Raw genomic sequence first — 22624 nt, 5'->3', positions numbered from 1 at the left:
CTCAACCCTTAGAATTTCAGACCGGCTTCGCGGGCAGCGTCAGCCAAAGCCTTAATACGGCCATGGTACTTGAAGCCACTGCGATCGAAGGCAACTTCTTCAACACCAGCGGCTTTCGCGCGCTCAGCGATCAGTTTGCCAACCGCGGAAGCGGCATCGGCGTTACCGGTTTTACCTTCGCGCAGGTCCTTGTCCAGGGTAGAGGCGGAAGCCAATACCGAGTTGCCTTCGGCAGACAGGATCTGTGCGTAAATGTGACGCGGTGTGCGGTTCACGGTGAGGCGAACGGCGCCCAGCTCACGGATCTTAGCGCGGGCACGACGTGCACGACGCAAGCGAGATGCTTTCTTAACGTTCATATCTATGCCCTATTTACTTCTTCTTGGCCTCTTTGCGATACACGCGCTCATCGGCATAACGGACACCCTTACCTTTGTAGGGCTCCGGCGGACGGAACGCACGGATCTCAGCGGCCACTTGGCCCAACAGCTGTTTATTGCTGCTCTTGAGTACGATTTCAGTCTGGGATGGTGTTTCCGCAGTCACACCTTCCGGCAACTGATAATCGATCGGATGGGAGAAGCCCAGGGTCAGGTTAACCGTTTTACCGGCGGCTTTCGCACGATAACCTACACCCAGCAACTGCAACTTCTTCTCGAAGCCAGCGCTTACGCCTATCACCATGTTGTTAACCAGTGCACGGGTGGTACCCGCAAGAGCTCTGGCTTGCTTGGAGTTATTGCGCGCGGCAAAAGTCAGCTGGCTGTCAGCCTGGCCAACTTCTACATCACCGTGAATAACCATATCCAGGTTACCGCTACCGCCTTTAACAGCGATGTTTTGACCTTTCAGGTCAACGGTAACACCTGCGGGGATAACTACCGGACTATTTGCTACTCGAGACATTGCGACCCCCGCTTAGAATACGGTGCAAAGCACTTCACCACCGACACCGGCCTGACGCGCAGCGCGATCAGTCATCACACCATTGGAGGTGGAAACGATCGCGATACCCAGACCACCGCGTACGGTTGGCAGAGCTTTTTTACCAGTGTAAGCGCGCAAACCCGGACGGGAAACGCGGTTCAGCTCGGCGATAACCGGTTTACCCTGGAAGTATTTCAGGGCAATGGTCAACTCCGGCTTACTACCTTCGCTTACATTCAAATCAGTAACATAACCTTCGTCTTTCAGGACTTTGGCTACAGCTACTTTCAGTTTGGATGAAGGCATGGTGACTTCCGCTTTTCCGCGTGCCAGGGCATTGCGGATGCGAGTCAGCATATCTGCCAACGGATCTTGCATACTCATTTTATGAGACTCCTCAAATCTGCCTTAAACCAGCTGGTAATTACCAGCTGGACTTCACGAGGCCAGGAACATCACCACGCATAGCGGCTTCACGCAATTTGTTACGGCACAGGCCGAACTTGCGGTAAACGGCGTGGGGGCGACCAGTGATACGACAGCGACGTTGCTGACGTACCGGGCTTGCATCGCGCGGCATTTTTTGCAGCTTGAGTTGAGCCTCCCACTGCTCCTCTTCGGAAGCAGTGGCACTGGCGATGATCGCCTTCAGCTCTTGACGCTTTTCAGCGTACTTAGCTGCGGTTCGAGCGCGCTTGTTTTCACGCGCAATCATGGATTTCTTCGCCATGGAATCCTCTTATCCCTTGAAAGGGAAGTTGAACGCTTTCAGCAGCGCGCGACCTTGATCGTCGCTTGCAGCTGTAGTGGTAATACAAATATCCAGACCGCGGAGCTTGTCTACTTTGTCGTAGTCAATTTCCGGGAAGATGATTTGCTCGGTCACGCCCATAGAGAAGTTACCGCGGCCGTCGAACTGCTTCGGGCTAATGCCACGGAAGTCACGGATACGCGGAATCGCGATGTCTACCAAACGCTCCAGGAACTCATACATGCGCTCACCGCGCAGAGTTACCTTGCAGCCGATCGGCCAACCGTCGCGAATCTTAAAGCCCGCAATAGACTTGCGCGCTTTAGTAACGATGGGCTTTTGACCAGTAATTGCTGTCATATCGTTGACAGCGTGCTCCAGCACCTTTTTATCACCAATCGCTTCACCAACACCCATGTTGATGGTGATCTTGGTGATGCGCGGCACTGCCATCACATTCTCGAGACCCAGCTCTTCTTTAAGCTTGGGCGCGAGTTCCTTAGTGTAGAGCTCTTTAAGCTTTGCCATGATCTACCAACCTGCTTTTGCGTCAAGAGCCTTAGATGGCTTCGCCGCTGGATTTGAAGACGCGAATCTTAGTGCCGTCTTCCAGTACTTTAAAGCCCACCCGGTCAGCCTTCTGGGTGTTAGGGTTGAAGATGGCTACGTTGGAAGCTTGAATAGCAGCTTCTTTCTCAACGATGCCACCAGCAATGCCCAGCTGGGGATTTGGCTTTTGGTGTTTCTTGATCATCTGTATGCCGGAAACAATCAGGCGGCCGTCGTTCAGTACTTTACGTACTGAACCACGTTTGCCCTTGTCGCGACCGGCGATAACGATCACTTCATCGTCACGCTTGATCTTGCGCATAACTCTTCTCCGCTCGAGGCTTAGATAACTTCGGGGGCGAGCGAGATGATCTTCATGAACTTCTCACCGCGCAGTTCGCGAGTTACCGGACCAAAAATACGGGTGCCAACCGGCGCCAATTGCTGGTTCAGCAGTACCGCTGCGTTATCGTCAAATTTAATCAGGGAACCGTCGTTACGGCGCACACCTTTTTTGGTGCGAACCACAACAGCGTTCATTACCTGACCTTTCTTTACTTTACCGCGGGGAATGGCTTCCTTAACGGTTACCTTGATAATGTCGCCCACGCCGGCATAACGACGATGGGAGCCGCCCAGCACCTTGATGCACATGACGCGGCGAGCCCCACTGTTGTCAGCTACTTCTAAGTAGGATTCCGCTTGAATCATTGTCTCTCTCCGAAACCTTTCAATTCGGCAGTCAATGCGCTAGGGGTTATACCTTCGCCGCACGCTCTACAATTTTCTGCAAGGACCAGGACTTGCTCTTGGACAGCGGACGAGATTCCTCGATGGTTACAACATCACCGATGTTGCAATCATTGTTCTCGTCATGTGCCTTGAGCTTGGTGGACTTGCTCACAATTTTGCCGTAGATCGGGTGCTTAACACGGCGCTCGATCAAAACGGTGATGGTTTTATCCATCTTGTCACTCACAACCTTACCGGTCAGAGTACGCTTCAGTTTTGCTTCAGCCATGATTAGTTACCTGCCTTCTCGGTCAACACAGTCTTTATGCGAGCAATGTCGCGACGAGTCTGCTTCAGCAGATGAGTCTGAGCCAGCTGACCGGTGGACTTTTGCATACGAAGCTTAAATTGAGCTTCGAGCTGGTTCAGCAGTTCCTGGTTCAGCTCTTCAACTGACTTTTCGCGTAGATCTGCAGTCTTCATTACATCACCGAACGCTTAACGAAAGTTGTTTTTACAGGCAGCTTGGCCGCAGCAAGTGCGAAAGCCTCACGAGCCAGCTCTTCGGACACACCCTCCATTTCATAGAGGACTTTGCCCGGCTGGATCTGAGCTACCCAGTATTCAACGCCACCTTTACCTTTACCCATACGGACTTCGAGGGGCTTATTGGTAATTGGCTTGTCCGGAAACACGCGAATCCAGATTTTACCGCCACGTTTAACGTGACGAGTCATTGCGCGACGAGCCGCTTCGATCTGGCGCGCAGTAATGCGACCGCGACCGATGGCCTTGAGGCCAAACTCGCCAAAGCTCACTTTAGAGCCGCGCTGAGAAAGACCGCGGTTGCGACCCTTCTGTACCTTGCGGAATTTTGTACGCTTTGGTTGCAGCATCTGCGTACCCCTTATTTAGCAGCTTTCTTGCGGGTCTTAGCCGGCTTCTCATCGGGCATTTCGTCACCGATGACTTCGCCTTTAAAGATCCACACCTTGATACCGATGATGCCGTAGGTAGTCATCGCTTCAGCAGTGGCGTAGTCGATGTTGGCACGCAGGGTGTGCAGAGGCACACGACCTTCGCGGTACCATTCGGTACGTGCGATTTCCGCACCACCGAGACGACCACTTACCTGAATCTTGATACCTTCAGCGCCCTGACGCATAGCGTTCTGTACGGCACGCTTCATAGCGCGACGGAACATAACGCGGCGTTCCAGCTGCTGGGCAACGTTCTGGCCAACCAGAGCGGCGTCCATATCAGGCTTGCGCACTTCTTCGATGTCGATGTGCACAGGTACGCCCATCTGCGCACTTACGTCGTTGCGCAGACGTTCTACGTCTTCACCTTTTTTACCGATCACGATGCCCGGACGCGCAGTGTGAATAGTCACACGAGCGGTGTTCGCCGGACGTTCGATCTCGATGCGGCTCACGGAAGCGTGGGCCAGTTTTTTGCGAATGTATTCGCGAACTTTCAGATCCGTGTACAGCTTGTCTGCGTACTCGTCGCTGCCGGCATACCAAACAGAGGTATGCTTTTTAACGATACCCAGACGAATGCCGGTAGGATGTACTTTTTGTCCCATGGTTTTCTCGCCTGCTCTCTTATTTCTCGGCCACTTTCACAGTGATGTGACAAGTACGCTTAAGAATGCGATCTGCACGACCTTTCGCACGCGGTTTAATGCGCTTCATGGTCATACCTTCGTCCACAAAAATTGTGGAAACTTTCAGCTCGTCAACGTCAGCACCTTCGTTGTGCTCGGCGTTGGCAATGGCCGACTCCAGTACTTTCTTAACGATCGCCGCACCCTTTTTATTGCTAAATGCAAGAATATCCAGGGCTTCTTCAACGCCTTTGCCGCGAACCTGATCAGCTACCAGTCGCGCCTTTTGCGCCGATAGACGTGCGCCGCGTAATTTTGCTGCTACTTCCATCTTTTTAACCTCGGCTTAGCGCTTCTTCGCTTTCTTGTCCGCAGCGTGACCGCGGTAAGTGCGGGTAGCAGCGAACTCGCCCAGTTTATGGCCAACCATTTCTTCGTTAACCAAAACGGGCACGTGTTGACGACCGTTGTGCACGGCAATCGTCAGTCCAACCATTTCCGGCATAATCATGGAACGGCGGGACCAGGTTTTAATCGGCCGACGATCGTTTGCTTCAATCGCCGCCTCCACCTTCTTGATCAAGTGAAGATCAATAAAGGGACCTTTCTTTAATGAGCGTGGCACTGTCGATTCCTCTCTAGCTGCTCAGACACCGCGCGGCTTATTTGCCGCGGCGACGTACTATCATCTTATCGGTGCGCTTGTTCTTGCGCGTTTTCTTACCCTTGGTCGGAACGCCCCACGGAGTAACCGGGTGACGACCACCAGAGGTACGGCCTTCACCACCACCGTGCGGGTGATCTACCGGGTTCATCGCCACACCGCGAACGGTAGGACGAACACCGCGCCAGCGAGCAGCACCGGCTTTACCCAGCTTGCGCAGGCTGTGCTCGGAGTTGCTTACTTCGCCCAGTGTCGCGCGGCACTCAGAGAGAACCTTGCGCATTTCGCCGGAACGCAGACGAATAGTCGCGTACTGGCCTTCACGGGCTACCAGCTGTACAGAAGCACCAGCGGAGCGAGCCAGCTGAGCACCTTTACCAGGCTTCAGCTCGATACCGTGAATTACAGAACCCACCGGAACGTTGCGCAGAGGCAGGGTGTTGCCCACAGCAATCGGTGCGGCATCGCCGGACTGAATGGTGGCGCCAGCCTTGAGGCCTTTCGGTGCGATAATGTAACGACGCTCACCATCCGCGTAACAAACCAGAGCAATATGTGCGCTGCGGTTGGGATCGTACTCCAGGCGCTCAACTTTAGCCGGAATACCGTCTTTGTTGCGCTTGAAGTCGATTACACGGTAGTGCTGCTTGTGACCACCACCGATATGACGAGTGGTGATACGACCGTTGTTGTTACGGCCACCGCTTTTGCTCTTGCTCTCTAAAAGAGGAGCGTAAGGAGCACCCTTGTGCAGGTCGGGGTTAACAACCTTAACCAGGTGACGACGGCCGGCGGAGGTCGGTTTTGTTTTTACAATTGCCATTGTAACAGTCCCCTTTACTCAGCAGCTTCAAAGTTGATGTCGCTGCCTTCGGCCAGGCGAACGTAGGCTTTTTTCCAATCGCTGCGACGGCCCATGCCGTAGCGGGTGCGCTTGGTTTTGCCTTTTACGTTCACGGTGCGAACCTGTTCAACAGAAACGTTAAACAGTTTTTCAACCGCGGCCTTGATCTCAGCTTTTTCGGCATCGGTGGAAACCTTGAAAACTACCTGGTTGGCACTATCGGCCAGCACAGCAGCTTTTTCGGAAATTACCGGGCCCAGCAGTACTTTGTAGAGTCGCTCTTGGTTCATCCCAGCACCTCTTCAATTTTCTTGAGTGCAGAAACGGTAACCACGACCTTATCAAAGCGAATCAGGCTTACTGGGTCGATCGCCTGCACATCACGGATATCGATTTTGTGCAAGTTGCGAGCGGCCAGGTACAGGTTTTCGCTAACCTCTTCAGTCACGATCAGCGCTTCAGCGAGATCGAACTGAGCCAATTTGCTTACCAGTTGCTTGGTCTTGGGTGCGTCCACGTCGAAGGACTCAACCACTACCAGGCGCTCCTGACGAGCCAGCTCAGACAGGATGCAGCGCAGTGCAGCGCGGTACATCTTCTTGTTCAGCTTAACGCTGTGATCGCGCGGATCAGCGGCGAAAGTTACACCACCGGAACGCCACAGCGGGCTACGGATAGTACCGGCACGCGCGCGGCCAGTACCCTTTTGGCGCCAGGGCTTTTTACCGCCACCGGAAACATCAGAACGATTCTTCTGCGCCTTGGTACCCTGACGAGCGCCAGCCATATAGGCGACAACTGCCTGGTGTACCAGATCTTGGTTGAACTCACGTCCGAAAGTCACTTCAGAGACAGCTACTGTGCCTTTAGCGCCTTCGGGAGTAGCGATATTCAGTTCCATATCTAATTCCCCTCAGACTTAGGCTTTTACTGCCGGACGAACGATAACGTTGCCACCGGGAGCACCGGGAACAGCGCCTTTAACCAGCAGCAGGTTGCGTTCGGCATCAACACGAACTACTTCCAGGTTCTGCACGGTCACACGCTCAGCACCCATGTGTCCGGCCATTTTCTTGCCTTTCCATACGCGGCCAGGAGTCTGGCACTGACCGATAGAACCGGGAGCGCGGTGAGACAGAGAGTTACCGTGAGTTGCGTCCTGAGTGCGGAAATTCCAGCGCTTAACGCCACCCTGGAAACCTTTACCCTTGGAAGTGCCGGTTACGTCAATCTTCTGGCCAGCTTCAAAGCTGCTAACAGTGATTTCAGAACCGATTTCGAAAGTCTCTTCAGAACCGTCAGTGCGCAGTTCGAAAAGATTAGTGCCAGCCTCTACATTGGCTTTGGCGAAGTGGCCCGCTTCGGGCTTGGAGACACGGGAAGCCTTACGGGTACCCACTGCTACTTGAACAGCGGTATAGCCATCGGTTTCCACGGTTTTCACTTGGGTGACGCGATTCGGAGCAACCTCAACAACGGTTACCGGAATGGATACGCCATCTTCAGTGAAGATGCGAGTCATGCCGCTCTTGCGGCCGACAATACCTATAGTCATCTTATTAACCTCTCAGTGCACGGGGCTTTAACCCACTGCGGCCGCCCAGTTTCAGAGCGTTACACTACCCAGACCTTTTTCGCCTGGGGTTCGGTAGTTAGTTAAAAGTGTTTAGCCGAGACTAATTTGGACCTCAACACCGGCCGCCAGATCGAGCTTCATCAGCGCGTCGACGGTTTTCTCGGTAGGCTCAACGATGTCCAGCAAACGCTTGTGAGTACGGATCTCATACTGGTCGCGAGCGTCTTTGTTAACGTGCGGGGAAATCAGTACGGTGTACTTCTCTTTGCGAGTCGGCAGCGGGATTGGACCGCGAACTTGCGCGCCAGTGCGCTTAGCCGTCTCTACGATCTCCTGGGTAGACGCGTCGATCAGCTTGTGGTCGAACGCCTTCAGGCGAATTCGGATACGTTGACCCTGCATGGAATCAAACTCCAACTTATGAACTAAAGAACGTCCTTTCTCGCAGCCCCGAGGGCGGGCGAAAAGGAGCGCGAATTCTACGAGCCACGCAAGAGGCTGTCAACTGTACAGCCTGATCAAATTTCAATCTGCTCAAACTACAATGAAGTACCTTAAGTAAAACGAGGGTACAGCCGTGACTATTGCCGCAAGATTGAGTCAATACTTGAACGACCAATCGGTCGATTACCATCTGATACAGCATCCCCACACAAGTACCAGCCGTGAGAGCGCGCACTCTGCGCATGTGCGCGAAGACCAAGTAGCCAAAGCCATACTCTTGAGGGACAAAGAAGGCTTTGTCATGGTGGTTATCCCCGCTAGCAGCAGCCTAGACTTGCGTGCCGTACACATGGAAACCGGCCGCAATGGCCTGGAGATGGTCGCAGAGAATGAACTGGGGTCAGTTTTCCCCGACTGCGAACTGGGCGCCCTCCCCCCCATTGGACAGGCTTATGGCATTACTACTCTGCTAGACAGCGGGCTCAGCCGCTGTGAAACGATATTTTTTGAGGCCGGAGATCACGAAGAATTGGTGGAAATGAATGGTCCACAATTCAATAAACTGTTTGCCGGGTGCCGAAGTGCAGACCTCAGCAAAGACTGGCCATAACAGTTTTGTGCTCTAAATAGCTCCTTTACAGCAAAGGAGTACCCATTAAGCAAGATGACCCTGTGGTGCAGATCAAATTGAGCACCACAGGGCTTTAATTGGTAGACAGCTCACCTTCACGCACTATCGAATTCATCAATGAGCCCCTAGCAAATCCACAGGGTGCGCATCTGAAGCAGTGCCACCCCCTACAGACACCTACGCAAGGCTTACTGGAAAGAGCGACCAGCTGACTCACAGCGGGCTACAGAGCGCCTCTAGAGGATTTAGCGCACTTGCGATCTAAACAATACAGCCCTGCACTTTACCCAACACAAACTAAGGCAGCGCGATTCAATATCGCCACCGTAAAAACACACCCAATGAATTTTCACCGTGAAACTCTTATAGACCTAAGAGCCAGCCTTAACTTTTTTACAATTGGAAAAGGTTTAGGGATAGCGCTGAGCTTGGACAGAAAGCCACTGCGCGGAGCGACCAAAGAGAAAAGAGAAAAGAGAAAAGAGAAAAGAGAAACTTTAAACAAAAAAACCGCAGCGCGTCCGCTGCGGTTTTTTATTTAGATCAAGAGTAGCGATTACTCAATGATCTTAGCAACAACGCCCGCACCTACGGTACGACCACCTTCGCGGATAGCGAAGCGCAGGCCGTCTTCCATGGCGATCGGAGCGATCAGGGTAACAACCATTTGAATGTTGTCGCCCGGCATTACCATTTCAGTGCCTTCCGGCAGCTCTACCGCACCAGTTACGTCGGTAGTACGGAAGTAGAACTGAGGACGGTAGCCTTTAAAGAACGGGGTGTGACGACCACCTTCGTCCTTGGACAGGATGTACACTTCCGCTTCGAACTTGGTGTGCGGAGTGATGGAGCCCGGCTTAGCCAGTACCTGACCACGCTCAACTTCGTCACGCTTGGTGCCACGCAGCAGCGCACCGATGTTCTCACCAGCACGACCTTCGTCGAGCAGCTTGCGGAACATTTCAACACCAGTACAGGTGGTGGTGGTGGTTTCGCGGATACCAACGATCTCAACTTCGTCGCCAGTGTTGATTACACCACGCTCTACACGACCGGTAACAACAGTACCACGGCCAGAGATAGAGAATACGTCTTCGATCGGCATCAGGAACGGCAGGTCTACCGCACGCTCCGGCTCAGGGATGTACTCGTCCAGAGTTTCTACCAGCTTCTTAACAGCGGTAGTACCCATTTCGTTGTCGTCTTCGCCGTTCAGGGCCATCAGAGCAGAACCAACGATGATCGGAGTGTCGTCACCCGGGAACTCGTACTGGTCGAGAAGTTCGCGAACTTCCATTTCTACCAGTTCGAGCAGCTCTTCGTCGTCTACCATGTCCGCTTTGTTCAGGAATACCACGATGTAAGGTACACCTACCTGACGGGACAGCAGGATGTGCTCACGAGTCTGCGGCATGGGGCCGTCAGCTGCGGAACATACCAGGATAGCGCCGTCCATCTGAGCAGCACCGGTGATCATGTTCTTAACGTAGTCGGCGTGTCCGGGGCAGTCTACGTGCGCGTAGTGGCGAGTCGGGGACTCGTACTCAACGTGAGAGGTAGCGATGGTGATACCGCGCTCACGCTCTTCCGGAGCATTGTCGATACCGTCGAAAGCAACGGCAGCACCACCCCAAACCTCGGCACATACGCGAGTCAGAGCAGCAGTCAGGGTGGTTTTACCGTGGTCAACGTGACCGATGGTGCCCACGTTCACGTGGGGCTTGGAACGTTCAAATTTTTCTTTTGCCATCTTAGATGTCCTCTAGCTAAAAGTTTGCCAAAGGAACCCCCGGTTTATTTTATTTCCGGGGACCCTTTTGAGCAGAAGTTAATTAGGCTTTGTTCTTGGCGATGATCTCATCGGCAACGTTTTTCGGCGCTTCGGCGTACTTCAGGAACTCCATGGTGTAGGTAGCACGGCCCTGAGTTGCAGAACGCAGATCGGTTGCGTAACCGAACATCTCTGCCAGAGGCACCTCTGCGTTTACAACCTTACCAGCGGGGTTGTCTTCCATACCCTGGATCAGGCCGCGACGACGGTTGAGGTCGCCGACCACGTCACCCATGTTCTCTTCGGGAGTAACCACTTCCACCTTCATCATCGGCTCGAGCAGTACCGCACCGCCCACGGAGGACAGTTTCTTGGTTGCCATGGAACCGGCGATTTTAAACGCCATTTCACTGGAGTCCACATCGTGGTAGGAACCGTCGTACAGAGTCGCTTTCAGGCCCAGCAGCGGGTAGCCAGCCAGAACACCGTTTTGCATCTGCTCTTCGATACCTTTTGATACCGCTGGGATATATTCCTTAGGCACTGCACCGCCAACGATCTCGTTAACGAATTCCAAGCCTTCCGCAGACTCGTCTTCGGCGGGCTCGAATTTCACCCAAACGTGACCGAACTGACCGCGACCACCGGACTGACGAACGAACTTGCCTTCGATCTCAGAAGTGTTACGGATCGCTTCGCGGTAGGCCACCTGAGGCTTACCGATGTTCGCTTCAACGTTGAACTCGCGACGCATACGGTCGACGATGATGTCCAGGTGCAGCTCACCCATACCAGAGATAATGGTCTGGCCAGTTTCTTCGTCGGTCTTCACGCGGAAAGACGGGTCTTCCTGGGCCAGCTTGCCGAGGGCAATACCCATTTTTTCCTGGTCCGGCTTGGACTTGGGCTCAACCGCTACGGAGATTACCGGCTCCGGGAATTCCATGCGCTCGAGGACGATCTTGGCGTTTTCGGCACACAGAGTGTCACCAGTAGTCACGTCTTTCAGACCGATCGCAGCGGCGATGTCACCCGCCAGTACTTCTTTAATCTCTTTACGATCGTTGGAGTGCATCTGCACCATACGACCAACGCGCTCTTTCTTCATTTTTACGGAGTTGTATACCGCAGTACCGCTCTCCAACTTACCGGAGTAAACGCGGAAGAAAGTCAGAGTACCAACGAAGGGGTCAGTAGCAATTTTGAACGCCAGAGCGGCGAAAGGAGCGTCATCGTCGGCTTCGCGAGTCTCAACGGTTTCACCGTCTTCCAGAGTACCTTCGATCGCCTTTACTTCAGTCGGCGCCGGCAGGTATTCGATAACCGCGTCCAGCATGGCCTGCACGCCCTTGTTCTTGAACGCAGAGCCGCCCAGAACCGGTACGATTTCATTGGCCAGGGTACGCTGACGGATCGCTGCCTTGATCTCTTCTTCGGTCAGCTCACCCTCTTCCAGGTACTTTTCCATCAGCTCTTCGCTGGCTTCAGCGGCCGCCTCTACCAGGTACTCGCGCATTTCGTCGCACTCGTCCTGCAGCTCAGCGGGGATGTCAGCGTAGTCGAAGGTCATACCCTGGTCGGCTTCATTCCACAGAATGGCCTTCATTTTCACCAGGTCAACAACACCTTTGAACTCGTCCTCGGCACCGATGGTCATTTGCAGCGGTACGGCGTTCGCGTTCAGGCGGTCTTTCAGCTGGCTCACAACGTTGCGGAAGTTCGCACCGGCGCGGTCCATTTTGTTCACGAATACCATGCGCGGTACGTGGTATTTGTTGGCCTGGCGCCAAACGGTTTCAGTTTGCGGCTGAACACCAGAGGAACCACACAGTACAACAACCGCGCCGTCGAGTACGCGTAGGGAGCGCTCTACTTCAATGGTGAAGTCAACGTGTCCAGGGGTGTCGATGATGTTAACGCGGTGCTGATCGAACTGCTGCTGCATGCCAGCCCAGAAACAGGTGGTTGCAGCGGAGGTGATGGTAATACCACGCTCCTGCTCCTGCTCCATCCAGTCCATGGTTGCGGCGCCTTCGTGCACCTCACCAATTTTGTGGGACAGACCAGTGTAGAAAAGTACGCGCTCAGTAGTGGTGGTTTTACCGGCGTCTACGTGGGCACAGATACCGATGTTACGGTAGCGTGCGATAGGCGTTTTACGTGCCACAGTTGTATCCTCGATATAACGGCAAAAGGCAGCCTGGAAATTTCCGTGCTGCCTTTCGGTATTAATTTCCGATGTTGGTAATCATCAGACTTAGAAGCGGTAGTGAGAGAACGCCTTGTTGGCTTCCGCCATGCGGTGTACATCTTCACGCTTCTTGACCGCGCCGCCCTTGTTCTGAGCTGCATCGATCATTTCATTGGCCAGGCGCTGAGCCATAGACTTCTCGCCGCGTTTGCGGGAGAACTCTACCAGCCAACGCATTGCCAGAGCCGTACGGCGCGAGGGGCGCACTTCTACAGGCACCTGATAGGTCGCACCACCAACACGGCGGGATTTAACTTCCACCATAGGCGCGATGTTTTCCAAAGACTCTTCGAATACTTCGATCGGGTCTTTGTTCAATTTTTCAGAAATAGTCTCAAGGGCACCGTATACGATACGCTCTGCTACTGATTTCTTGCCGCTGATCATGACGTGGTTCATGAACTTGGCCAGGGTGACGTTCCCGAACTTGGGGTCGGGTAGTACTTCGCGCTTGGCGACTACTCGTCTTCTCGGCATGGGTATTGCCTCTCTTCAGGGTTATTCTGAGACGCCGCCGTAAAACCTTACAATCCGGCGAGCTCAGCCTTACTCCGGTTGGAAACCGAAACGCAAATCGTTAAAGGAGATTAACCTTTAGGACGCTTGGCGCCGTACTTAGAACGGCCCTGCTTGCGGTCGTTTACGCCGGCACAGTCAAGTGCACCGCGTACAGTGTGGTAGCGCACACCCGGCAGGTCTTTTACACGACCGCCGCGAATCAGTACCACGCTGTGCTCCTGCAGGTTGTGGCCTTCACCACCGATGTACGAAGTTACTTCGTAACCGTTGGTCAGACGCACACGGCAAACCTTGCGCAGTGCGGAGTTCGGCTTTTTCGGTGTAGTGGTGTACACACGAGTGCAAACTCCACGACGCTGCGGGCTAGCCTGCAGAGCGGGAACGTCGCTTTTTTCGACTTTGCGTTTTCTCGGCTTACGAACCAACTGGTTGATCGTTGCCATTAAAAATCACTCCAAAAATAAAATGCCCCCACCTCTAAAAGTGAGGGCCTGTCGTCTGTGTGTAGCGCCGACCCAGAGGTCGAACGAAACACCCCACATCAGCGGGGGCCGCATTCTATAAGCGACAACCCGCCTAGTCAATCGGCGACAGAAGTAAGTGCTTACATCACAGACAGTCGCCAATATCAGATCGGGCACCGAAGTGCCCCGACCTACCCCACTCCATCATCGGATGGAGTGGAATACGCCTTATTCGCCAGAGGACTTGAGGGCCTCGGTCAGTGCCGCTTCTACCTCTGCTGCGGAAGGACCTTCGCCGAAGGTTTCTTCCAGCTGCAGATTGCGCTTGCGCTTGCGCTCTGCGTGGTAGGCCAGACCGGTACCGGCCGGAATCAGGCGGCCAACAACCACGTTCTCTTTCAGGCCGCGCAGGCTGTCTTCCTTGCCGGTTACCGCCGCTTCGGTCAGAACGCGGGTGGTCTCCTGGAATGAAGCCGCAGACAGGAAAGATTCGGTGGCCAGAGACGCCTTGGTGATACCCAGCAGCAGGCGCTCGAACTGTGCGGGCTGCTTGCCTTCGGCGCGCAGCTGCTCGTTCTCTTCGATCACGCGCTGGTATTCCACCTGGTCGCCTTTAATGAAGCCGGAATCGCCCATTTCGAGGATTTCCACCTTGCGCAACATCTGGCGCACGATGGTCTCGATGTGCTTATCGTTAATGCCTACACCCTGGAGACGGTAAACTTCCTGAATCTCGTTAGTGATGTAGCGCGCCAGTTCTTCAACGCCTTTCAGGCGCAGAATATCGTGCGGGTTGGACGGGCCATCGGAAATAACCTCGCCCTTCTCTACAGTTTCACCTTCGAACACAGTCAGCTGGCGGTGCTTAGGAATCAGAACCTCGTAGTGGTCCTTACCGTTGGCCAGCGGCTTGCCGTCGCGCGGAGTGATCTGCAGACGCACCTTGCCTTTAGTCTCTTTACCAAAGGAAACGGTACCGGAGATCTCCGCCAGGATGGACGGTTCTTTCGGCTTACGCGCTTCAAACAGGTCGGCAACACGTGGCAGACCACCGGTGATGTCCTTGGTACCGCCGGATTCCTGCGGAATACGTGCGATAACGTCGCCCACGTTCACCTTGTCGCCATTTTTCAGGCTGAGGATCGCGCGCGCTGGCAGTGCGTAGTGCGCAGGCGCATTACTGTTAGCCAAGGTCAGCTCTTCACCATTCTCATCAACCAGGGTCACTGCTGGACGCAGGTCTTTACCCGCAGAGGGACGCTCGGCCGGATCGATAATCTCGATTGAGGACAAACCGGTAATTTCATCGGTCTGCTTGCGGATGGAGAGGCCCTCTTCCATGCCGGACAGTTTCACCCAGCCGGCAACTTCAGTAATGATTGGGTGGGTGTGCGGATCCCACTTGGCCACGATCTGGCCACCATCTACCGAACTCCCCTCGTTGACGCTGATCACAGCACCGTAAGGCAGCTTGTAGCGCTCGCGCTCGCGGCCGGCGCTATCGGCAATCGCCAATTCACCGGAACGGGAAACCGCTACCAGGTTGCCAGCTTCGGTCTTAACGGTCTTCACATTGTGCAGACGTACGGTACCGCCCAGCTTCACCTGGATGCTGTCTGCGGCAGAAGCACGGCTCGCAGCACCACCGATGTGGAAGGTACGCATGGTCAGCTGGGTGCCCGGCTCACCGATGGACTGTGCGGCAACAACGCCCACAGATTCACCCGGGTTGGCGCGGTGGCCACGGGCCAGGTCACGGCCGTAACACTGGGCACAGATACCATGCGCAGTGGTACAGGTGATCGGGGAGCGAACCAGAACCTCATCGATGCCCATGGCTTCGATGCGCTCTACCCACTTCTCGTCGATCATGGTGCCAGCGGAAACGGCGATTTCGTCACTGCCGGGCTTCAATACATCGCGAGCCACAACACGGCCGAGGATACGGTCACCGAGAGATTCGATAACGTCACCGCCCTCGATCACCGGCGCCATGGTCAGGCCGTCGTCGGTGCCACAATCCAGCTCGGTAATTACCACATCCTGAGCAACGTCTACCAGACGGCGGGTCAGGTAACCGGAGTTCGCGGTTTTCAGTGCGGTATCCGCCAGACCTTTACGAGCACCGTGGGTCGAGATGAAGTACTGCTGTACGGTCAGACCTTCACGGAAGTTCGCGGTAATGGCGTTCTCGATAATGGAGCCGTCTGGACGGGCCATCAGACCACGCATACCAGCGAGCTGACGAATCTGTGCTTCGGAGCCCCGTGCACCGGAGTCTGCATACATGAAAACAGAGTTGAAAGAGTCCTGCTTGGTCTCTTTGCCCTCTCGGTCAATCACGGGCTCTTTCTTAATACCCGCCATCATCGCCTGGGTCACCTTATCGTTGGTACGGGACCAAACATCGATGACCTTGTTGTATTTTTCACCGGCGGTTACCAGACCGGAGGCGAACTGGCTTTCGATTTCTTTTACTTCCGCTTCCGCGGATTCGATCAACTGAGCTTTTTCAGCCGGGATTTCGAAGTCGTTCACACCAATGGAGGAACCGGACTTGGTGGAGAAATCAAAACCGGTGTACATCAGCTGGTCGGCGAAGATAACGGTCGCCTTCAGGCCCACCTTACGGTAGCACTCGTTCAGTACACGGGAGATGGACTTCTTCTTCATCGGCTGGTTAACCAGCGAGAACGGCAGGCCTTCCGGTACGATATTCCACAGCAGCGCGCGGCCAACAGTGGTGTCCTGTACAGAGATGGTTTCGTGCTTCTCACCATCTTCACCGACGATATTTTCGCGGATACGCACCTTAACCCTCGCCTGCAGGCCAACCTGCTTGGCGTAGAAGGCGCGGCTCACTTCTTTGATATCGGAGAAGAACATGCCCTCGCCTTTATCGTTCACGCGCTCGCGGGTCATCCAGTACAGACCCAGTACCACGTCCTGGGACGGTACGATGATCGGCTCACCGTTGGCTGGCGACAGGATGTTGTTGGTGGACATCATCAGCGCGCGGGATTCCAGCTGCGCCTCGATAGTCAAGGGTACGTGTACCGCCATCTGGTCGCCGTCAAAGTCGGCGTTATAGGCCGCACAAACCAGCGGGTGCAGCTGGATCGCTTTACCTTCAATCAGTACCGGCTCGAACGCCTGAATACCCAGACGGTGCAGGGTCGGTGCACGGTTGAGCAGTACCGGGTGCTCGCGGATCACCTCGTCGAGAATATCCCAAACGATAGCCTCTTCGCGCTCCACCATTTTCTTGGCGGCTTTGATGGTAGTGGCCAGGCCGCGAGTTTCGAGCTTGCCGAAAATAAACGGTTTGAACAGCTCCAGAGCCATTTTCTTGGGCAGACCACACTGGTGCAGGCGCAGGGTCGGGCCAACCACGATCACGGAACGACCGGAGTAGTCCACACGCTTACCCAGCAGGTTCTGACGGAAGCGGCCCTGCTTACCTTTAATCATGTCCGCCAGGGACTTCAGCGGGCGCTTGTTGGAGCCGGTGATGGCGCGGCCGCGGCGGCCGTTATCCAGCAGTGCGTCGACAGATTCCTGCAGCATGCGCTTTTCGTTGCGCACGATAATATCTGGCGCGTTCAGCTCGAGCAGGCGCTTCAGGCGGTTGTTACGGTTGATCACGCGACGGTAGAGGTCGTTCAGATCGGAGGTCGCAAAACGGCCACCATCCAGCGGTACCAGCGGACGCAGATCCGGCGGCAGAACCGGCAGAGCCTTCATCACCATCCACTCCGGGTTGTTGCCGGACTTGTAGAAGGCTTCCAGCAGCTTCAGGCGCTTGGACAGTTTCTTGATCTTGGTTTCGGAATTGGTCGCCGGAATCTCTTCGCGCAGACGCTGGATTTCCGCTGGCAGCTCGATATCTGCCATCAATTCCTGGATTGCCTCGGCACCCATTTTCGCTTCGAACTCATCGGCGAACTCTTCCATCGCCTCAAAGTACTGCTCATCGTTCAGCAGCTGACCGCGCTCCAGGGTGGTCATGCCGGGCTCGGTGACCACGTAGGACTCAAAGTACAACACGCGCTCGATATCGCGCAGGGTCATATCCAGCAGCAGACCGATACGGGATGGCAGAGATTTCAGGAACCAGATGTGTGCAACCGGGCTGGCCAGTTCGATGTGGCCCATACGCTCGCGGCGCACCTTGGCTTTGGTGACTTCAACACCGCACTTCTCACAGATAATGCCGCGGTGCTTCATGCGCTTGTACTTACCGCACAGGCACTCGTAGTCCTTGACCGGACCGAAGATCTTGGCGCAGAACAGACCTTCGCGCTCGGGCTTGAAGGTACGGTAGTTGATGGTCTCCGGCTTCTTCACTTCGCCGTAGGACCAGGAGCGGATCATGTCCGGCGAAGCCAGACCGATACGAATCGCATCAAACTCTTCCAGGTGCTCCTGGGACTTCACCAGATTTAATAAATCTTTCAAGGCCTTTCCTCCACTAGGGGGTAGTCAACCCGGCCGTTACGCCGGGCCGGGCGGGCCGGCAATCCCACAGCTTTGGGGTGCCGGCACTTGTCTCAATTCACCTGCGAACAGGCTTTTGCACCAATCGGTCTTACTCGTGCTCGAGCTCGAAGTTCATACCGAGAGAGCGGATTTCCTTAACCAGTACGTTGAAGGACTCCGGCATGCCGGGCTCCATACGGTGGTCGGAATCCACGATGTTTTTGTACATCTTGGTCCGCCCTTCCACGTCATCGGATTTGACCGTGAGCATTTCCTGCAGGGTGTATGCGGCGCCGTAGGCTTCCAGCGCCCACACTTCCATCTCCCCGAAACGCTGACCACCGAACTGTGCCTTACCACCCAGCGGCTGCTGGGTAACCAGGCTGTAGGAACCGGTAGAACGCGCGTGCATCTTGTCGTCTACCAGGTGGTTCAGCTTCAGCATGTACATGTAGCCCACGGTAACCGGACGCTCGAAGGCGTCACCGGTACGACCGTCGTGCAGAGTGATCTGGCCGGAATCGGGGATATCGGCGAGGCGCAGCAACTGCTTGATCTCGCTCTCATCGGCACCATCGAATACCGGGGTCGCCATGGGCACACCGCGACGCAGGTTTTGCGCCATGGTCATGACTTCCTGATCGGAGAACTGATCCAGTTCTTCCTTGCGACCGCCTGTGGAGTTGTATACCTCTTCCAGGAACCCACGCACCTTGGCGACTTCCTGCTGGTCCTTGATCATCTTGTCGATTTTTACACCAAGACCTTTCGCGGCCATACCCAGGTGCATTTCCAGAACCTGACCAACGTTCATCCGCGAGGGAACACCCAGCGGATTCAGAACGATATCGACTGGCTCACCGTTTTGGTCGTAAGGCATATCCTCAACGGGCTTGATCACGGAGATCACACCCTTGTTACCGTGGCGACCGGCCATCTTGTCACCCGGCTGGATGCGGCGTTTGATCGCCAGGTAAACCTTGACGATTTTCAGAACGCCCGGAGCCAGGTCATCGCCAGACTCCAGTTTTTTCTTCTTGTCTTCGAAGGCTTCGTCGAGCAGCTTGCGACGCTCTTTCAGCTGTGCTTCGGCCTTCTCCAGCTGCTCGTTGAGACTCTCGTCTTCCATGCGCAGCTTGAACCAGTCTTCGCGCGGCAGTCCGCCCAGTACTTCAGCGGTGAGCTCCTGGCCCTTGCTGATACCTTTACCACCGGCAGCCTTCTGGCCCTGTAGCGCTTGCTGGAGACGCTCAAAAGTCGCACCTTCAACAATGCGGTATTCCTCGTTCAGGTCCTTGCGAACCTCATCCAGCTGCGCCTTCTCGATATCGATGGAGCGCTGGTCTTTCTGCAGGCCGTCACGGGTGAACACCTGCACGTCGATCACGGTACCGCGGGTGCCACTGGGCGCGCGCAGAGAGGTGTCTTTAACGTCGGAAGCTTTTTCACCGAAGATAGCGCGCAGCAGCTTCTCTTCCGGGGTCAGCTGAGCTTCGCCTTTAGGAGTCACCTTACCGACCAGGATATCGCCGGCACCTACTTCCGCACCGATATATACAATGCCGGACTCGTCCAGCTTGTTCAGCGCAGACTCACCCACGTTGGGGATATCCGCAGTGATTTCCTCGCTGCCCAGCTTGGTGTCACGGGCGATACAGGTCAGTTCCTGAATATGGATCGTGGTGAAACGGTCTTCCTGTACAACACGCTCACTAATGAGGATGGAGTCCTCAAAGTTGTATCCGTTCCAGGGCATAAACGCGATGCGCATGTTCTGGCCCAGAGCCAGCTCACCCAGATCTACCGAAGGACCATCGGCGAGGATATCGCCGCGGGTTACGCGATCACCAGTGTTAACAATCGGACGCTGATTGATACAGGTATTTTGGTTGGAACGGATGTACTTGGTCAGGTTGTAGATATCCACACCTGCATCGCCGGCTTCAACCTCGGCGTCCGCTACACGAACTACCACGCGGCTGGAGTCGACACGCTCAATAATGCCGCCGCGCTTGGCAACCACGCACACGCCGGAGTCGCGCGCTACGGTGCGCTCCATACCGGTACCCACCAGCGGCTTTTCAGCGCGCAGGGTTGGAACCGCCTGACGTTGCATGTTCGATCCCATCAATGCGCGGTTGGCGTCATCGTGCTCAAGGAACGGGATCATCGCTGCAGCTACGGAGACCACCTGCTTGGCAGAAACATCCATATATTGAATTTCTGCCGGAGCTTTCAAAGCAAACTCGTTGTGGTGACGTACGCTCACCAGGTCGTCAACGAAGTTACCGTTGTCATCCACTGCCGCAGAGGCCTGGGCGATAACGTAGTTTGCTTCGTTGATCGCAGACAGGTACTCGATTTCGTCAGTTACCTTGCCGTCAACCACTTTGCGGTAGGCACTCTCGAGGAAGCCGTAATGGTTGGCACGGGCATAAGTTGCCAGGGAGTTGATCAGACCGATGTTCGGTCCTTCCGGCGTCTCAATCGGGCATACGCGGCCGTAGTGCGTCGGGTGTACGTCGCGCACTTCGAAGCCGGCGCGCTCGCGGGTCAGACCACCTGGGCCCAGTGCGGAAACACGACGCTTGTGGGTCACTTCCGACAGCGGGTTGTTCTGGTCCATAAACTGGGACAGCTGTGAGGAACCGAAGAACTCCTTCACCGCAGCAGCCACCGGCTTAGCATTGATCAGGTCCTGCGGCATCAGGCCTTCGGACTCCGCCATGGACAGACGCTCTTTCACTGCGCGCTCAACACGTACCAGACCAACACGGAACTGGTTCTCGGCCATTTCACCCACGGAACGCACGCGGCGGTTACCCAGGTGGTCGATATCATCGACCATACCCTGACCGTTGCGGATATCGATCAATGTTTTCAGTACATCGACGATATCTTCTTTGCTCAGGGTGCCCTGGCCAGTTTCGTCTTCACGGCCGAGGCGGCGGTTGAACTTCATACGGCCAACGGCAGACAGGTCGTAGCGCTCGTCGGTGAAGAACAGGTTTTCAAACAGGGATTCTGCAGACTCCTTGGTGGGCGGCTCGCCCGGGCGCATCATACGGTAGATCTCTACCAGCGCTTCCAGCTGGGTGCGGGAAGGCTCTGCACGCAGGGTATCGGAGATAAAGGGTCCGCGGTCCAGGTCGTTGGTATACAGCGTTTCGAACTGCTTGATATTCAGAGCACGCAGCTGCGCGATCACCTCAGCGGTAATCTCAGCATTACACTCGACTGCAATTTCACCAGTAGACTCGTCGATAATGTCGTGAGCCAGAATACGGCCAAATAGGTACTCCAACGGCGCGTCCAGCTTTTCTACGCCGGCTTTTTCCAGTTGGCGAATATGGCGCGGAGTGATACGACGCCCCTCTTCCACAATCACCTTGCCCTGGCCATCTTTGATATCAAAAGAAGCCACGTCACCGCGCAGGCGGGAGGGAATCAGTTCCAGGCTAACGCGATCTTCCTGCAGTTCGAACTTGCTGGTCTCGAAGAACATTTCCAGCATTTCCTGGGAGCTATAACCCAGAGCGCGCAGCAGAATCGTCGCTGGAAGTTTGCGGCGGCGGTCGATGCGCACGAATACCAAGTCTTTTGGATCGAATTCGAAATCCAGCCAGGAGCCACGGTAGGGGATTACGCGCGCGGCGTACAACAGCTTACCGGAGGAGTGAGTCTTGCCTTTATCGTGATCGAAGAAAACACCTGGGGAGCGGTGCAGCTGGGATACGATTACACGCTCGGTACCGTTAATCACAAAGGTACCGTTATCGGTCATGAGCGGAATCTCGCCCATGTAGACTTCCTGCTCTTTGATGTCCTTAATGGACTTATTGGCAGACTCTTTATCGTAAATAATCAGACGCACACGTACACGCAGCGGACAGGCGTAAGTCACGCCGCGCAGAGTACATTCCTTGACATCAAAGGCGGGCTTACCCAGGGTATAGCTCACGTACTCCAGGGCGGCATTTCCGGAATAGCTGACAATCGGAAATACGGATTTAAACGCCGCCTGCAGGCCAACGTCCAAGCGGTCGTCGGGGCGCTTGTCGGCCTGTGTAAAATTGCGATATGAATCCAGCTGTATCGCAAGCAGGAAGGGCACATCCATGACCTTAGGCAGTTTGCCAAAATCCTTGCGGATACGTTTTTTCTCAGTATATGAGTAAGCCATTCAAATTCCCCAGCTTGATCAGTGACAAGACTTCGTGGGACTCCATTCGGGAGTCCCTCCGGGCGAGAAGCCTCTGAACAATACAGATTGCCTGCACTGTTCAGAAACCTCTCCGCTTGCTTTCGGGCAGCGCAACTGCGCTATGGTTAAATTGAGGTTTGCCACGGTTTTATACCGCCGGCACCGCTAAAACCTCAGTACCGCAAACGGCAAAAAGGCCGGCGGACAAA

General features: G+C 55.0%; 26 protein-coding genes. 2 read left to right on the top strand and 24 right to left on the bottom strand.

Features of this window, described 5'->3' with window-relative positions; all coding sequences use genetic code 11:
* Positions 1-8: 8 nt before the first annotated feature.
* From rplR to rpsJ, 18 genes are all read right to left on the bottom strand, one after another.
* A complete protein-coding gene (gene rplR / locus ACJJID_RS20040) occupies positions 9-359 on the bottom strand; it encodes a 50S ribosomal protein L18 (protein WP_152451161.1) in 351 nt (116 codons plus the stop codon).
* 13 nt (positions 360-372) lie between these two features.
* Entirely contained in the window at positions 373-906 is a 534-nt protein-coding gene (rplF, locus tag ACJJID_RS20035; RefSeq protein WP_152451159.1) for a 50S ribosomal protein L6, read from the bottom strand.
* 12 nt (positions 907-918) lie between these two features.
* The gene (rpsH, locus tag ACJJID_RS20030; RefSeq protein ID WP_152451157.1) at positions 919-1311 is read right to left on the bottom strand and encodes a 30S ribosomal protein S8; all 393 of its coding nucleotides are present in this window, start codon (positions 1309-1311) and stop codon (positions 919-921) included.
* A gap of 40 nt (positions 1312-1351) precedes the next feature.
* On the bottom strand, positions 1352-1657 hold the full coding sequence (gene rpsN, locus ACJJID_RS20025; protein ID WP_152451155.1) for a 30S ribosomal protein S14: 306 nt from the start codon (positions 1655-1657) through the stop codon (positions 1352-1354).
* 9 nt (positions 1658-1666) lie between these two features.
* Entirely contained in the window at positions 1667-2206 is a 540-nt protein-coding gene (rplE, locus tag ACJJID_RS20020) for a 50S ribosomal protein L5 (protein ID WP_152451153.1), read from the bottom strand.
* Positions 2207-2237: 31 nt separating this feature from the next.
* Positions 2238-2549 carry a 50S ribosomal protein L24 gene (rplX, locus tag ACJJID_RS20015; protein WP_152451151.1) on the bottom strand — a complete coding sequence of 104 codons (312 nt, stop codon included), beginning with the start codon at positions 2547-2549 and terminating at the stop codon, positions 2238-2240.
* A 20-nt stretch (positions 2550-2569) separates the two neighbouring features.
* A complete protein-coding gene (gene rplN / locus ACJJID_RS20010) occupies positions 2570-2938 on the bottom strand; it encodes a 50S ribosomal protein L14 (protein WP_020411394.1) in 369 nt (122 codons plus the stop codon).
* A gap of 46 nt (positions 2939-2984) precedes the next feature.
* Positions 2985-3248 carry a 30S ribosomal protein S17 gene (gene rpsQ / locus ACJJID_RS20005; RefSeq protein ID WP_152451149.1) on the bottom strand — a complete coding sequence of 88 codons (264 nt, stop codon included), beginning with the start codon at positions 3246-3248 and terminating at the stop codon, positions 2985-2987.
* Positions 3249-3250: 2 nt separating this feature from the next.
* Positions 3251-3442: a 50S ribosomal protein L29 gene (gene rpmC / locus ACJJID_RS20000; RefSeq protein ID WP_020411392.1), complete on the bottom strand. Its 192-nt coding sequence runs from the start codon at positions 3440-3442 to the stop codon at positions 3251-3253.
* Complete coding sequence (rplP, locus tag ACJJID_RS19995) at positions 3442-3855, bottom strand: 50S ribosomal protein L16 (protein ID WP_020411391.1); 414 nt, start codon at positions 3853-3855, stop codon at positions 3442-3444. Before rplP ends, rpmC begins: the two co-directional genes overlap by 1 nt.
* 11 nt (positions 3856-3866) lie before the next feature.
* Positions 3867-4547 carry a 30S ribosomal protein S3 gene (gene rpsC / locus ACJJID_RS19990; protein ID WP_152451147.1) on the bottom strand — a complete coding sequence of 227 codons (681 nt, stop codon included), beginning with the start codon at positions 4545-4547 and terminating at the stop codon, positions 3867-3869.
* Positions 4548-4566: 19 nt separating this feature from the next.
* Entirely contained in the window at positions 4567-4899 is a 333-nt protein-coding gene (rplV, locus tag ACJJID_RS19985; RefSeq protein WP_020411389.1) for a 50S ribosomal protein L22, read from the bottom strand.
* Between the two features lie 15 nt (positions 4900-4914).
* Positions 4915-5193: a 30S ribosomal protein S19 gene (gene rpsS / locus ACJJID_RS19980; RefSeq protein ID WP_020411388.1), complete on the bottom strand. Its 279-nt coding sequence runs from the start codon at positions 5191-5193 to the stop codon at positions 4915-4917.
* Between the two features lie 37 nt (positions 5194-5230).
* Positions 5231-6055, bottom strand: coding sequence for a 50S ribosomal protein L2 (gene rplB / locus ACJJID_RS19975; protein ID WP_152451145.1), 825 nt, complete (start codon positions 6053-6055; stop codon positions 5231-5233).
* Positions 6056-6069: 14 nt separating this feature from the next.
* Positions 6070-6366: a 50S ribosomal protein L23 gene (rplW, locus tag ACJJID_RS19970; RefSeq protein ID WP_152451143.1), complete on the bottom strand. Its 297-nt coding sequence runs from the start codon at positions 6364-6366 to the stop codon at positions 6070-6072.
* Positions 6363-6977 carry a 50S ribosomal protein L4 gene (gene rplD / locus ACJJID_RS19965; protein ID WP_152451141.1) on the bottom strand — a complete coding sequence of 205 codons (615 nt, stop codon included), beginning with the start codon at positions 6975-6977 and terminating at the stop codon, positions 6363-6365. The genes rplW and rplD overlap by 4 nt, the downstream gene beginning before the upstream one ends.
* Positions 6978-6995: 18 nt before the next feature.
* A complete protein-coding gene (rplC, locus tag ACJJID_RS19960) occupies positions 6996-7631 on the bottom strand; it encodes a 50S ribosomal protein L3 (RefSeq protein WP_152451138.1) in 636 nt (211 codons plus the stop codon).
* Positions 7632-7742: 111 nt separating this feature from the next.
* Entirely contained in the window at positions 7743-8054 is a 312-nt protein-coding gene (gene rpsJ / locus ACJJID_RS19955) for a 30S ribosomal protein S10 (protein WP_010133849.1), read from the bottom strand.
* A gap of 175 nt (positions 8055-8229) precedes the next feature.
* On the opposite strand from rpsJ, the gene ACJJID_RS19950 reads away from it, so the two are divergent.
* Positions 8230-8706 carry an aminoacyl-tRNA deacylase gene (locus ACJJID_RS19950; RefSeq protein ID WP_152451136.1) on the top strand — a complete coding sequence of 159 codons (477 nt, stop codon included), beginning with the start codon at positions 8230-8232 and terminating at the stop codon, positions 8704-8706.
* A 275-nt stretch (positions 8707-8981) separates the two neighbouring features.
* Entirely contained in the window at positions 8982-9269 is a 288-nt protein-coding gene (locus ACJJID_RS19945) for a hypothetical protein (RefSeq protein ID WP_444920950.1), read from the top strand.
* 14 nt (positions 9270-9283) lie between these two features.
* Here ACJJID_RS19945 and tuf read toward each other — a convergent pair whose 3' ends face one another.
* The 6 genes from tuf to rpoB form a co-directional block, all read right to left on the bottom strand.
* Entirely contained in the window at positions 9284-10477 is a 1194-nt protein-coding gene (gene tuf, locus ACJJID_RS19940) for an elongation factor Tu (RefSeq protein ID WP_444920948.1), read from the bottom strand.
* Between the two features lie 82 nt (positions 10478-10559).
* A complete protein-coding gene (gene fusA, locus ACJJID_RS19935; protein WP_444920949.1) occupies positions 10560-12665 on the bottom strand; it encodes an elongation factor G in 2106 nt (701 codons plus the stop codon).
* 90 nt (positions 12666-12755) lie between these two features.
* Complete coding sequence (rpsG, locus tag ACJJID_RS19930) at positions 12756-13226, bottom strand: 30S ribosomal protein S7 (protein WP_152451131.1); 471 nt, start codon at positions 13224-13226, stop codon at positions 12756-12758.
* Between the two features lie 110 nt (positions 13227-13336).
* On the bottom strand, positions 13337-13711 hold the full coding sequence (gene rpsL / locus ACJJID_RS19925) for a 30S ribosomal protein S12 (RefSeq protein WP_067150990.1): 375 nt from the start codon (positions 13709-13711) through the stop codon (positions 13337-13339).
* A 249-nt stretch (positions 13712-13960) separates the two neighbouring features.
* Positions 13961-18190, bottom strand: coding sequence for a DNA-directed RNA polymerase subunit beta' (rpoC, locus tag ACJJID_RS19920; protein ID WP_152451129.1), 4230 nt, complete (start codon positions 18188-18190; stop codon positions 13961-13963).
* 130 nt (positions 18191-18320) lie between these two features.
* Positions 18321-22394, bottom strand: a complete 4074-nt coding sequence (gene rpoB / locus ACJJID_RS19915) for a DNA-directed RNA polymerase subunit beta (RefSeq protein WP_152451126.1) — start codon at positions 22392-22394, stop codon at positions 18321-18323.
* Positions 22395-22624: the final 230 nt, after the last annotated feature.

This window comes from Microbulbifer sp. CnH-101-G (genome assembly GCF_052466775.1).
Note: the sequence above shows the minus strand (reverse complement) of the source record. Positions and strands in the feature narration are given on the sequence as shown.